The sequence below is a fragment of the Eggerthella sp. AM16-19 genome, from assembly GCF_003474385.1.
In the GTDB taxonomy this organism is placed as follows: domain Bacteria; phylum Actinomycetota; class Coriobacteriia; order Coriobacteriales; family Eggerthellaceae; genus Senegalimassilia.
Map to the genome: position 1 here is coordinate 1 of NZ_QUCY01000017.1, position 12,995 is coordinate 12,995.

The window sequence follows — 12,995 nt, forward strand, 5'->3', positions numbered from 1 at the left end:
CGCCGATAACCATCGTCGGTGGCGCGATTCCCATTATCAGTGTCTTTTAGCTTCCCGAATCATCTCCCTTGCGGCGGCCTCGGGGCCCTGCCCACCTCCCTGCAACGCCCCGGGGCGTATCCATCATCAGGCGTTTTACCGGATCGCGCTGGGTTTTGCGCTACACTATCGGTAGTGTTCCGACCGTTTGGTTCGACTGCGTTTTGCGCTTGAATCGAGTTGGCGAATCGGGCGCGACGCCTTTATAAGGGGAAGGTGATCGTATGGCAGCTCCTGCTACCGAACATGTCCGAAACATCGTGCTGGTGGGCCAAGACGGCGCCGGCAAGACCTCGCTCGCCGAGGCTATGCTGCACGTTTCAGGCCGCACGCCGCGCATGGGCACCACCCATGACGGCAAATCCTACCTTGATTACGACCAGGAGGAGATTCGCCGCAAGTTCACCCTGGGCACTTCCGTCGCGCCCATCCCGTATCATGATTACAAGATCAACCTGCTCGACACCTCGGGCCACCCCGACTTCATCGGCGACACGCTTGCCACCATGCAAGCTGCCGAAATGGCACTGTTCGTCGTCGACGCCGTCGCAGGTCCCCAGGTCATGACCACGAAGCTGTGGCGCGAGGCCGAGGGCATGCGCCTGTCGCGCGCCGTGTTCATCAACCACATCGATCGCGAGCACGCGAACTTCGATACCATCATGGCGCAGCTGCACGCGCGTTTCGGAAGCCGCTTGGGGCCGGTCACCATTCCCATCGGCGTTGCCGAGGACTTCAAGGGCGTTATCGACGTGCTACGCATGAAGGCCCGTTACTTCGATCAGGACGGCACCACCGACGACCGCATCGAGGATATTCCGGCGGAATACGCCGAGGCGGCGCAGATCGCGCGCGATCGCCTGTGCGACCTGGTGGCAGAGGCCGACGATGATCTGATGATGAAATACCTGGACGGCTCCGAGCAGCTCACGCAGGAAGAGCTTGAAAGCCTGCTTGACAAGGCCATCGCGCAGGAGCTGTTCATCCCCGTATACGTGGGTTCCACCATCATCGAGCAGGGCATCCGCTGCGTGATGAAGGATATCTGCACCTACTTCCCGCACCCGCGCCACCACGGCGCTTTCCGTCTTGCCAATGGCGAGGAGACGTTCGTGGACGAGGACGGCGATCCGGCGGCGTTCGTCTTCAAGACCGTTGCCGACCCGTTCGTGGGACGTTTGAGCTACTTGAAGCTGATCAGCGGCGTGCTCACGCCCAGTATGGAGCTGATCAACGCGCGCACGGGCAAAAAGGATCGCCTGGGCCATCTGTATGTGATGATGGGCAAGGAGGCCACGGATGTGAAGTCGGCGAAGGCCGGCGACATCATCGTGGTTCCCAAACTCACCGATACGCGTGCCGGCGACACGCTGTCGCAATCGGGCACGATGTCCATCGATCCGCTGTCGCTGCCTGTGCCGCAATATCCCGTTGCCATCGAGGCGGTAAATAAGAAGGAGGAGGACAAGGTCGGCACCTTCCTTACGCGCGCGGTTGAGAACGACCCCACGCTGCGCGTTGCTCGCAACGAGCAGACGCACCAGACCATCGTCACGGCAATGGGCGAGGCGCAGGTGGAGACGCTGCTTGCGCGTATGAAGGAGCAGGCGAAGGTGGAGGCGCGCCTGGTTCCTGTGCGCATCCCGTATCGCGAGACCATCACGAAGACGGCTGAGGCGCAGGGGCGTCATAAGAAGCAGACCGGCGGCGCCGGTCAGTTCGGTGATTGCTGGCTGCGCATCAGCCCCAACCCTGGCGAGGGCTATGAGTTCTCCGACGAGGTCAAGGGCGGTGCCATCCCCGGTGGCTTGATCCCCGCTGTGGACAAGGGTGTTCAGGAGGCCATGGCAGAGGGCTTCTTGGCGGGGTATCCCATGGTTGACATCAAGTGCGCCGTGTTCGATGGCTCGTACCATTCGGTCGACTCCAACGAGATGGCGTTCAAGACCGCTGCGCGCATCGGCTTCCGTGCGGCATGCGAGCAGGCTGGTGCCATTCTGCTCGAGCCCATGGCAACCATGGATATCGTGGTGACCGAGGAGTATGCCGGCACCGTTATGGGCGATATCGCCACGCGCCGTGGACGCATCGTTGGCACCGACTCCACCGACGAGGGTGAGACGGTCATCATGGTGCGCGTGCCATATGCCGAGGTCATCAGCTACACCAAGGACCTGCGCGCCATGACGCGCGGTTCTGGCAGCTACTACATCGAGCTGGAGGGCTACGACCCTGCGCCTGCCGATGTGACGAAGAAGCTGGTCGAGGCTTACCAGGCATCGAAGGCATAAGCAGGCCCATAAGATGATTGCAGCGAGCCGTCCTTCGGGGCGGCTCGCTGTTTGCTGCGATGAAGCGTTTCGGCTTGATGTTCGCATTCGCGTCTCCTGGTGCGTTCTTGTCGGGACGGTTTGACGGTCGCGTGGTGTGAATCGGGGGCATGGACGTTCGCGGGAGCATAAGGCTGCTTGCGTGTTGTGGCTAGCGGCATGCGCGGGAGCGTGACTCGCTTGCGTTTTGCGGCGGTCTGCTTGCTTGTGGCGGGCAGGCCCTGAGTTTGCGAGGAGCCCGCCCGTTCCAAAGGGAGGAGAGGCGATGGGGAGTGAAGCAGCAGGTCAGGAGCGTCTCCCATGACACGGCCCGCTTAAATCCAGCCGCCTCATCGCCTGGTTTGAGTATGACGCCGCTATCTTGCAGAACCCTTGTCCGTTACACGGAAAACTGTCCGCTGGACCTTGCAAGTTTGAGAAGAATCCGTCTGCTAGGAAGCCGCCGGAATGACCGCGAAACCTTGCGCCGTTGACGGGTTGCAGTCTCCTTTGTCTTGCGAGAGTGGAGTTCTCCCAGGTTATAGTGGGTTTCCGTGTCGTGGGCGCTAGCGTTCCGGGCCGTCTGACGCATCTCCTTCTAACCCCGGTACTTTTCCTCATGTGGGCATTTTCCCTAGACGCTTTGCCAAGTTCTTGGTAGGCTCGAACCGTTGATTCCGCGCCATGCCCACGCATCGGCGCAGGCAAGTAAAGGGGAATGCCATGTCTTACGTATTCACGCATGCAACGCTGCTCGACGGCACGCGCGATATGCAGCCGCAAGAGAATATGACCGTCGCTGTGGACGACAATGGCCGCATCAGCGCTGTCGGGCCGGCTGCCTCCACGGTGGGTCCTGCCGGCGCGCAGGAAGTGGATTTGAAGGGCGCGTATTTGATGCCGGGCCTGGTCAACCTGCATGTGCATCTGTGCGGCAACGGCAAGCCCACCAGCGCAGGCGCGGCGGGCGACCTTATCGAGAAGGTGGTTGCCAACCCCGTTGGGCGTTGGTACCTGCATCGTACGCTGCGCAAACACGCCCAGCAGCAGCTGGCAAGCGGCGTCACCACAGTGCGCAGCGTGGGTGATCCGGGATTCGCCGACGTGTGGGTACGCGACGCTATCAACGCGGGCAAGTACCAGGGCCCGCGCTTGGTCACCTCGGGCGTGGGCGTGACGGTGCCGGGCGGTCACGGCGCGGGGCTGTTCGCGCACATTGCCGAAACGCCTGATCAAGCGCGTGAAATCGTGCGTGACTGCTTCGCGCACAAGTGCGATTTGGTGAAGTTGTTCATCACCGGCGGCGTGTTCGACGCTGAGAAGGAAGGCGAGCCGGGCGTGCTGCGCATGTCGCCTGAGATCGCGGCGGCAGCGGTGGATGAGGCGCATAAGCTGGGCATGCATACCGCGGCGCATATCGAGAGCACCGAGGGTGTTCGCGTGGGCCTGGAAGCGGGCGTGGACACCATCGAGCATGGTGGCGTTTTGGACGACGAGCTGCTGGCGCTGTTCCGTGAAAACGGCGTGGGCCGCAAAAGCTCGCTGACCTGCACCGTCTCCCCGGCGCTGCCGTTCATCAAGTTGCCGCCCGAGATGACTCATTCCGCTGAGGTCCAGGTGGTGAACGGGCGCATCGTCTTCGACGGTATCGTGTCCGCCGCAAAACAGGCCTTGGAGCAGGGGATTCCCGTTGGACTGGGTACCGATTCGGCGTGCCCGTACGTCACGCAATACGATATGTGGCGCGAGCTGGTGTACTTCGAGCGCATCGTGGGCGCAAGCCGCCAACTTGCGTTGCATGCGGCAACGCTGGGCAACGCGAGCATCATCGGGCTTGGTGACGAGACGGGCTCGATCGAAGTAGGGAAATCGGCTGACATGATCGTGCTGGATGCGAACCCGCTTGATGATCTGGAAGCGCTGCGAAACGTGCGGCGCGTCATGGTCCGCGGCAAGTTCGCCGACGGCCTGCACGTGAAGCACCTTCCCGAGCTCGATCGCGAGTTGGATAAGTTCTTGCCGCGGATGTGATGGGTTTTTGCGGAGTGTTCTGCTGTTTCCGCAGGTCAAACGGTGTGAAAATACAATAAAACAAACGTTCGGTTTTTCTTGAACGCAGGGGTTTCGCATGGTACAGTAGGTGCAGCGAAACCCCTTTTCATGTATTCGCAACCCACTTGTCCATATTCCTGTAGGAGGCACGAGCCCGATGATCAGACCGATTATGCGAAACCAGCTGTTCTTGGCCATGCCATCGGAGGCCGCAACCATCGAGGATGCGCCTGTCGGGCAGGACTTGCTCGATACGCTAGAAGCGCACGCTCATGAGTGCGTGGAAATGGCGGCGAACATGATCGGCGTGCGGAAGCGCATTATCGTATTCGACGACAATGGCACGGCCAAGCTCATGTTCAATCCTGAAATCGTGCATGCCTCAAGCGAGTATTCCGCCGAGGAGGGGTGCCTGTCGCTTGTGGGGCAGCGGCCATGTCGGCGGCATCGCAAGATTCGCGTGTCATATCAGGATGAATCGTTCAAAACTTGTCAGAAAAGCTTCAGTGACTTCACTGCGCAGATTATCCAGCACGAAATAGATCACTGTGAAGGAATCATTATCTAGGCGTTTACCGAGGCATTTTCACAGATGAAACGCTTCTGGATGGGCTTCGAAGCTGTTGCGAGGCGCGATTCTCTTGCAGGATTGCGGTAAGGCGATCATGTTATCGCGGATTTGCGTTTGCACTTTGCGCATTGTGGAACTTGTTGTTAGGGAAAGGTTTGCCGTGTCGGTACCTATAGAGCAGGCGCGTTTGGCGCTGGAAATGCATTTCGGCTACAAGGATTTCAGGCCGGGCCAGCAGGGCGTGGTGCAGGCTTTGCTCGCAGGTCGCGATGCGCTTGCGGTCATGCCCACAGGCGCCGGCAAGTCGGTGTGCTATCAGATACCGGGCGTTGTCATGAGCGGCCTTGCGCTGGTCATAAGCCCGTTGGTGTCGCTGATGGGCGACCAGGTGCGCAGCTTGCAGGATGCTGGCATTCAGGCGGCGTATCTGAACTCCACGCTTACCCCGTCTCAGCAGGGTTCGATTATGGCGCGTGCTCTGGCGGGGGAGTTTGACCTGCTCTATGTTGCGCCTGAGCGCTTGGAGGACCCGCGCTTTGTGGAGTTCGCCTCGCAGGCGCCCATCCCGCTGGTCGCGGTAGACGAAGCGCATTGCGTATCGCAATGGGGCCAGGATTTTCGCCCGTCGTATCTGCGCATTGGTACGTTCATTGAGCAGCTTCCCGCGCGTCCTACTGTTGCCGCACTCACCGCAACGGCAACGGAGCGCGTTCGTGCCGACATCGTGCGCCTTTTAGGATTGCGAGATCCCTACCAAGCGGTCACCGGTTTCGACCGGCCGAACCTCCACTTTTCCGTAGAGCGCCTAGAGCCGAATAAAAAGCTGAACCGCATCACAACGTATGCGAAGGCGCATCCCGAGGACTCAGGCGTGGTGTATTGCAATACGCGCAAAAACGTCGAGAAGGTGCACGAACACTTGGTGCAGTCCGGCGTGAAGGCAACGCGCTATCACGCAGGATTGAGAAAAGAAGAGCGCAGCGCCAATCAGCAGGCATGGATCAACGACGACGCTGCGGTCATCGTGGCAACTAACGCCTTCGGCATGGGCATCGATAAATCGAACGTGCGTTACGTCGTCCACTACAACATGCCGTCAAGCATCGAGGCTTATTATCAGGAAGCGGGCCGCGCGGGACGCGACGGGCTTGCAAGTGAGTGCATGCTCTACTGGAGCGATGGTGATTTGTCCACTTGCAGGTTCTTCCTTGAACAGGATAGCGGCAACGAAAGCATGAGCCCCGAGGAAGCTGAGGTTGCCCGCGCGGCTAGGCGCCGTATGCTGGCGGCCATGGAAGGCTATTGCCTGACGTGCGAATGCCTGCGCGGCTACATGTTGCGTTACTTCGGCGATGAGTCCGCAGCGCAGCAGGACAACGGCTTGTGCAACAACTGCTCAAACTGCGAAGGTGGGTTCAGGGCGGTGGACGTCACCGCGGAAGCGCGTGCTGTCATGCGTTGCGTGCAGGAGCTGCGCGGAAGGTTCGGCAAAGGCGTGGTGGTTGATGTGCTGCGCGGCACGAACATGGAGCGTCTTGAGCAGTTCGGCCTTGCGCAGGCGAAGTGTCTCAACTCCGTCAGCATGTCGCAAGTGCAGCTGAAAGAGGTCATCGAACTGCTTGCGGCGGGCGAGTACTTGGAGATATCGGATGGCCAGTTCCCCGTAGTGGGGTTTGGGGCTCGCTTCCGGGAAGCGGCAGCGCCTGATTTTCGATTGCAGATGAAGCAGGTGCTGCGACAACCGCAGCGCAAGCCTGGCGTTGCCGGCGGTCACTCATTCGGTGGGTCGGGTACGGCAAGCGGTCCCGATGCAGCATACGACCAGGATCTGTTCGAAAGGCTGCGTGCGTTGCGCAAGCAGCTGGCGGTCGAAGGTGGACTGGCTCCGTACATGGTCTTCGGCGATGCCTCGTTGCGCGATATGTGCGCTCGCATGCCCGAAACCGAGGACGAGTTTATGGACGTCAGCGGCGTAGGCATGAAGAAGCTCGAGAAGTACGGCAAAGCCTTCCTCGATGAGATCGCAGCCTATCGCTCCGAAGTGCAGTAGGCGGCGGCGCGATTCGGCTGCATGTGAGCGAAAGGTGCGGGTTCGTATTGAGATTCCCTAATGCAAGGGACAAGAGCTAGATGTCTTGTTGCCGCGAGAACAGCCTTGCTTTGAAATGGCTTCGCATCGAAGCAAGGTGCATTTCGCGCATCAGCATCAGCTGAAATAAGGCCACGCATAGCTTGGCACCATATGGGAAGAGGGGCTCGCGCCCCTCTTCCCATATCTGATGAGTAATGGTTTGAAATCTCTAAATGCCTCAAAAGCGCTTGACGGAACAGACCCCTGTCATGCCGGTAGGCGACCGCGCAGCAGCGGTCGGATGACCCTTGATATGTGAGCAGGGGACTGCCCCCTGCTCACGCGCGAAGCCTGAAAGCGTTAGGCGTCTCTCAGGCTGCTACGCTTGGCGGTAGTGCGAGAGGAAGTCGCCGAGCTGACCCATGGCTTCGGAGAGTACCTCGATACGCGGCAGGTATACCACGCGGAAGTGGTCGGGCGAACCCCAGTTGAAGCCCTTGCCGGGAACCAGCAGGATCCTCTTCTCGTGCAGCAGATCAAGCGCGAACTGCTCGTCGTTGGTGATGTTGAACTTTTTCACATCGATCTTCGGGAAGATGTAGAAGGCTGCACGGGGTTTTACGGCGGTGATGCCGGGGATGTCGTTGAGCGCCTTGTATACGTAATCGCGCTGCTCGCATACGCGGCCTCCGGGCACCACGTAGTTGCGCACGCTCTGATGGCCCCACAGAGCTGTCTGGACGATGGACTGCGCCGGCACGTTGGAGCACAAGCGCATATTCGACAACATGTTCAGGCCCAAGATGAAGTCCTGCGCGCAGTATTTCTCGCCGGACAGCACCATCCAGCCGATGCGATAGCCGGCAATCATGTGCGACTTCGAAAGGCCCGAGAAGGTGATGCAGAACAGGTCAGGAGCAAGGCTTGCGATGGAGACGTGCTCAAGATCGTCCATGACCAAGCGGTCGTAAATCTCATCGGACAGGATCATCAACTGATGTTTGCGAGCCACATCGACGATCTGCTGTAGCACCTCGCGCGGATACAGCGCGCCGGTGGGGTTGTTGGGGTTGATGATGACGATGGCCTTCGTGCGCGGCGTGATCTTGCGCTCGATATCGTCGATATCGGGATACCACTCAGCCTGCTCGTCGCAGATGTAGTGAACGGGCGTGCCGCCGGCAAGGGTGGCGCAAGCCGTCCACAGCGGATAGTCGGGGCTGGGGATAAGGATCTCGTCGCCGGTGTCGAGCAGCGCCTGCATGCACAGGTTAATGAGCTCGCTGACGCCGTTGCCGGTGTAGATGCTGTCCATGTCTACGTTAGGAAGGCCCTTGATCTGAGAGTACTGCATGATGGCCTTGCGCGCGCTGAACAAGCCCTTCGAATCGCTGTAACCCTCGCAATCGGGAAGCTGATGTCGCATGTCCTGAACCACCTCGTCGGGCGTGCGGAACCCGAACGGGGCAGGGTTGCCGATGTTCAATTTCAAAATGCGCATGCCATGGGACTCCATGCGAGCAGCTTCGTCCACAACCGGACCACGAACATCGTACAGAACGTTATCAAGCTTCGAGGATTTCTTGAACTGACGCATAGGTACGCTCCCTTGATCATCAGACACAGCAGGTTCATTAGTATTGAAAGGTTCAAAATCGTTTTGAACCTCATGAACAAGTGGTTCAGGTTCAGAAGGTTTATGTTCAGGAGGAGTCATAGGCGCAGACTCCTCGCCGCCCAGCCACTCAGGAGTGACGTTCAATAGTTCAGCAAGCAGCTGCATCACGTCGGGGCGGGGGATTGTCTTGCCGCTAACGTACTGGCTGACCTGGCTTTTCCAGAGTTTATGACCTTCTTCTTGTGCTGCATGGATCAAATCTGCCTGCTTCATGCCGGCGGCATCCATGGCAATCTTCAGTTGTTCGGCAAACACGTTCTGATCCATGCCGTTCCTTTCGTTCAGAGTTCAAACTACAGGTTCAAAGGTTAGTTCAATATAGAATTGAACTTCAAATTGAACCAAAGCATGAACAATTTGGTTTATGAACCTTTAAATTGAACTATGAACTGAGGTGAAAACTCGCCTGCGGTTCATAGTTCAGTGGTTCAATTTCTTGCAGTGTAGCACGTTCGTATAGCTGTGTGTTTAATTTCATAAAGCCCTTGAAGTTCAAGAATGAACTTTCTTCGATGAGCGGTCTTTTCGCTTCTTCTCCCCGATTCCTCCAAAGCATTACCCGTACCTGAAGTCGGCCTTACAGTCGCTTTACATAGCGCCCCTAGACTTTCTCTCTGCATGCCGAGGGTGTGCTGCGCCCTTGAAACGTCGCAGGAGCACGTTCGAGACCGTCAAGTCCTTCCTGGAGATAAGACACTCGAGTGTTCGATGTTTTAACGACGCACTATAGTTTTCGAAGGGAGAACAAAAGCAATGGATCCGGCAACGCTGGTAATCGTCGGTTTGGTGATCGTCACCGCATTGACGTTTGACTTCACGAACGGTTTCCACGATACGGCCAATGCGATGGCAACGTCCATTGCGACGGGCGCACTCAAGCCCAAGACCGCAGTTATCGCCGCGGGCACGCTGAACCTTGTCGGCGCGTTTCTGTCCGTAGAGGTTGCAAAGACCATCTCCGGCGGTTTGATCAACGAGCAAGTGGTCACCATCGCCCCCGAGTTCATCTTGGCGGGTCTGATCGGCGCCATTATCTGGAACCTGCTCACCTGGCTGGTAGGCCTTCCTTCCTCGAGCAGCCACGCGCTGTTCGGCGGTCTGGTCGGCGCCGTCATCATCGGCGCGGGTGTTGAGGGTGTGAACTTCGGCGCCGTGATCACCAAGATCCTCGTACCTGCTCTGGTGTCTCCCGTTGTTGCCGGTCTTGCTGCATTCTGCGCAGTGAAGCTTATCTTTGTCGTGGTCAAGCATATGAGCGACAAGCAGGTTGAATCCGGCTTCCGCCACGGGCAGACCGTTACCGCTTGCTTGGTGGCTCTTTCGCACGGTACCAACGACGCGCAGAAGACCATGGGCATCATCACGCTGACCCTTATTGCCGTGGGCCTGCAGCCTTCCGGTTCCGGCCCCGAGCTTTGGGTCGTCGCCATCTGCGGCCTTGCCATCGCTGCGGGTACCTACATGGGCGGTTGGCGCGTCATCCGTACGCTGGGCAAGGGCCTGACCGAGATCAGCACTCCGCAGGGCTTTGCCGCTGAGGCTGCAAGCGCCACTACCATTCTGGTGTCGTCCCACCTTGGCTTCGCGCTTTCCACCACGCAGGTTTGCTCCGGCTCCATCATCGGCACGGGCCTTGGCAAGAAGGGCAATCCGGTTAACTGGGGCGTTGCTGGCCGTATGGCAATCGCCTGGCTGGTCACCTTCCCCGCGGCCGGTATCGTCGGCGCTCTTGCCTGCGCGCTGGCCAAAACCGGCGTCTGGGGAACCGTGGCGACGGTTGCCATCGCCGTGTGCGTCGCGTTGATCATCTTCCGCCTTTCGAAGCGCAATCCGGTCAACAGCGGCAATGTCAACGATAGCCATAAGGTGAACATCAACGCCGAGAAGACTCGCACGGTCCAGCCCCAAGCTCAGGCTGCGTAAGGAAGGTAGAACATGATCACGACTGAAATTATTAGCTTCGCTACCGTTCTATTCACCGCTGTATGCGTAGCAAGCCTTATCAGCGTCCTGTATGCCTGGGGATTGCGCATGTGGGCAGACGGCTCGGTGGATGCTCAGGGCAACGCTCATCTGATGCACCGAGTGATCTCGGTCATCTGCTTCACTGCTTGCGTCTCGATCGTCCTATTCGCCCTTTGGCTGATGATTCCCATGTTCCACTAATCAACGATTGCGGATAGGTGCTTTTGGCGGGTATCATTTTCTGACCGATATCCGAATGCGATTACTTCGTTAGGAGTTGCAATGGGAAGCATTTTGGTAGGCATTGATGGCAGCGATCGCGGGCGTCGCGCCCTTGATTGGGCGGTGCGATTCGCTCGCGTGGTCGGTTACGACGTCCACATGCTGGCGGTCATCGATGAAGCGATCGCCAACAAAGCCGGAGTAGGCGTCGAAACCATCACCGATACCGTGACCGCCGCGCTCGAGAAGAAGCGCCAAGCGGCTCTGGAAAGCTATCCCGATATGCGCATCCAGGCAAGCGTCTCCGTTGGTGACATCGTCGGCGTGCTCGCCGATTCCGCGGCCATGCACGACCTGATCGTGTTGGGCAGTCACCACGGCCACACCATCGGCGAAACCATCAGCGGCGCGAAGGGCTTGCGCGTTTCCGTCTCAACCAGCGTCCCCACCGTCGTGGTGCCCGCGGACTGGGATGCGAAGCAGCAGGGCACCGGGATCGTCGTGGGCGTCGGCCCCGACGAGGCGGTAAGCGCCCGCGCCATCGACTTCGCAGCGCGCGTGGCCGTTGCCACGCAGCAGCCGCTTGAGCTGATCAGCGCCTGGGGCGTTCCCGCATGGCTTGAGCGCACCGCGGAATCCATGGGCGGCGGCCTTGCCCCCGTCGGCGAGCAGCGTCAGATCGAGCTTGACTGCCAGCTCGGCCGACTTGCCTTCGAGTACCCGGCGCTGCAGGTCACGGGCCGCACCGTTGAGGATTCCTCGCCCTCCCGTGCCCTTATCGAGGCCGGGAAAGAAGCGTCCATGCTGGTCATGGGCACCAACTCGCGCAACGTGCTGGGTCGCACCCTGTTCGGCAGCGTCACGCACAGCGTGCTTTTGAACCTGAAGGTGCCGACCATCATCGTCCCTCAGGCATAAGCGCTTCGCAACATATCCGATGTCGCATCTCCGCATGGCGGCATCCCCTCCAAACGGAAACCGGCGCTCGAGGGCGCCGGTTTCCGTTTCTATTGGGTTTTGCGGGCGGGCAAATCGCCCGCTGCGCGGTGGCGAGGCGGGTTTTGCGGGCGAAAGAAATGCCGCCGGGAGGATGGCCCCATGTCGGTAATTCATTCGCGAATCTCAGCCGTCGTGTCGTGCCGCCGCTTCGTCGCGCATCCCTGCCTTACGCCATCCAATCGCGGCGGATCTGCTCCCATTTTGCGTCGCGGCCAGCTTCCACCTGGGCGATCTCGTCGTCGGTGAGCGCACGGAACCTGCCTTGACGTCGCAGGTATGCCTCAACGCTGGTGAATTCCCGCGGGTTCCTGCTGAGCTTGAACTGCCCGCCCGGCACGCCGCTGAGCTGGGGTCCTTCGTACTCGGCCAGGTACCACAGACCGCAGTCCACGATGTCGCGCGCCACGTCCACCATATCGGCCTCGGGGCAGCCCCAGCCGGTCGGACAGGGCGCGATCACATGAATGAAGCGCGTGCCGCGGATGTCGCGGGCGCGTTCCAGCTTGCGCAGGAAGTCGGGCAGATACCCCACGCTGGCGGTGGCCGCATAGGGGATGCCGTGCGCGGCCACGATCTCGAACACGTTCTTCTTCTGCGTCAGGCACCCGTGCGCGTTGCGCCCGGCCGGCGTGGTGGTGGTCTTCGCGCCGAAGGGCGTCAGCGAACTCTTCTGGATGCCCGTGTTCATGTACGCCTCGTTGTCGTAGCAGATGTAGAGCACGTCGTCGTTGCGGTCGATGGCGCCCGAGAGCGCCTGCAGGCCGATGTCGGCGGTGCCGCCGTCGCCGGCGAAACCCACCACGGTGCAGTCATCGGGCTTGATGCCCTGCGCCCGCAAACCTGCCTCGATACCGGTGAGCACGCTTGCAGTCGCCGCAAAAGGCGTGATCATCGCGTTGTTTGCAAACGAAAGCTGCGGGAAGTTGAATCCCACGGCGCTCATGCAGCCCGCCGGCAGCGCAGCCACCGCGTTCGGGCCGAGCACCTTGAGCGCTGCGCGAACGGCAAGCGATCCGCCGCATCCGGCGCAGGCCTTGTGCCCGAAGAAGAACTCGTCATCGGGCAGGGTCTTCGCGTTCAAAGCCATGG

The 12,995-nt window shown here is 59.8% G+C and carries 9 protein-coding genes; 7 read left to right on the forward strand and 2 right to left on the reverse strand.

The features are described 5' to 3' along the window. The first annotated feature begins 263 nt into the window (after positions 1-263). From DW178_RS07520 to recQ, 4 genes are all read left to right on the forward strand, one after another. Positions 264-2,330 (forward strand): elongation factor G, encoded by a 2,067-nt coding sequence (locus DW178_RS07520; RefSeq protein ID WP_118350387.1) that lies wholly within the window; start codon positions 264-266, stop codon positions 2,328-2,330. A gap of 741 nt (positions 2,331-3,071) precedes the next feature. Then, positions 3,072-4,379 (forward strand): amidohydrolase family protein, encoded by a 1,308-nt coding sequence (locus DW178_RS07525; protein WP_118350388.1) that lies wholly within the window; start codon positions 3,072-3,074, stop codon positions 4,377-4,379. A gap of 178 nt (positions 4,380-4,557) precedes the next feature. Further along, complete coding sequence (locus DW178_RS07530) at positions 4,558-4,968, forward strand: peptide deformylase (protein WP_118350389.1); 411 nt, start codon at positions 4,558-4,560, stop codon at positions 4,966-4,968. Positions 4,969-5,131: 163 nt separating this feature from the next. After that, a complete protein-coding gene (gene recQ, locus DW178_RS07535) occupies positions 5,132-7,021 on the forward strand; it encodes a DNA helicase RecQ (protein ID WP_286168592.1) in 1,890 nt (629 codons plus the stop codon). A gap of 400 nt (positions 7,022-7,421) precedes the next feature. On the opposite strand, the gene DW178_RS07540 is transcribed toward recQ, so the two are convergent. Further along, complete coding sequence (locus DW178_RS07540; RefSeq protein ID WP_118350391.1) at positions 7,422-8,987, reverse strand: aminotransferase class I/II-fold pyridoxal phosphate-dependent enzyme; 1,566 nt, start codon at positions 8,985-8,987, stop codon at positions 7,422-7,424. A gap of 486 nt (positions 8,988-9,473) precedes the next feature. On the opposite strand from DW178_RS07540, the gene DW178_RS07545 reads away from it, so the two are divergent. The 3 genes from DW178_RS07545 to DW178_RS07555 all read left to right on the forward strand — a co-directional run bounded on the left by DW178_RS07545 (position 9,474) and on the right by DW178_RS07555 (position 11,825). Then, positions 9,474-10,643 (forward strand): inorganic phosphate transporter, encoded by a 1,170-nt coding sequence (locus tag DW178_RS07545; protein ID WP_118350392.1) that lies wholly within the window; start codon positions 9,474-9,476, stop codon positions 10,641-10,643. A gap of 12 nt (positions 10,644-10,655) precedes the next feature. Next, entirely contained in the window at positions 10,656-10,886 is a 231-nt protein-coding gene (locus tag DW178_RS07550; protein WP_118350393.1) for a hypothetical protein, read from the forward strand. Between the two features lie 81 nt (positions 10,887-10,967). Beyond that, on the forward strand, positions 10,968-11,825 hold the full coding sequence (locus DW178_RS07555) for a universal stress protein (RefSeq protein WP_118350394.1): 858 nt from the start codon (positions 10,968-10,970) through the stop codon (positions 11,823-11,825). A gap of 247 nt (positions 11,826-12,072) precedes the next feature. On the opposite strand, the gene DW178_RS07560 is transcribed toward DW178_RS07555, so the two are convergent. After that, entirely contained in the window at positions 12,073-12,993 is a 921-nt protein-coding gene (locus tag DW178_RS07560; protein ID WP_118350395.1) for a thiamine pyrophosphate-dependent enzyme, read from the reverse strand. Between the last annotated feature and the right edge of the window lie 2 nt (positions 12,994-12,995).

Coding starts and splice junctions, on each gene's coding strand:
- DW178_RS07540 (WP_118350391.1), bottom strand. CDS start 8,987: ATGGATCAGAACGTGTTTGCCGAACAACTGAAGATTGCCATGGATGCC.
- DW178_RS07555 (WP_118350394.1), top strand. CDS start 10,968: ATGGGAAGCATTTTGGTAGGCATTGATGGCAGCGATCGCGGGCGTCGC.
- DW178_RS07520 (WP_118350387.1), top strand. CDS start 264: ATGGCAGCTCCTGCTACCGAACATGTCCGAAACATCGTGCTGGTGGGC.
- DW178_RS07530 (WP_118350389.1), top strand. CDS start 4,558: ATGATCAGACCGATTATGCGAAACCAGCTGTTCTTGGCCATGCCATCG.
- DW178_RS07560 (WP_118350395.1), bottom strand. CDS start 12,993: ATGGCTTTGAACGCGAAGACCCTGCCCGATGACGAGTTCTTCTTCGGG.
- DW178_RS07545 (WP_118350392.1), top strand. CDS start 9,474: ATGGATCCGGCAACGCTGGTAATCGTCGGTTTGGTGATCGTCACCGCA.
- DW178_RS07550 (WP_118350393.1), top strand. CDS start 10,656: ATGATCACGACTGAAATTATTAGCTTCGCTACCGTTCTATTCACCGCT.
- DW178_RS07525 (WP_118350388.1), top strand. CDS start 3,072: ATGTCTTACGTATTCACGCATGCAACGCTGCTCGACGGCACGCGCGAT.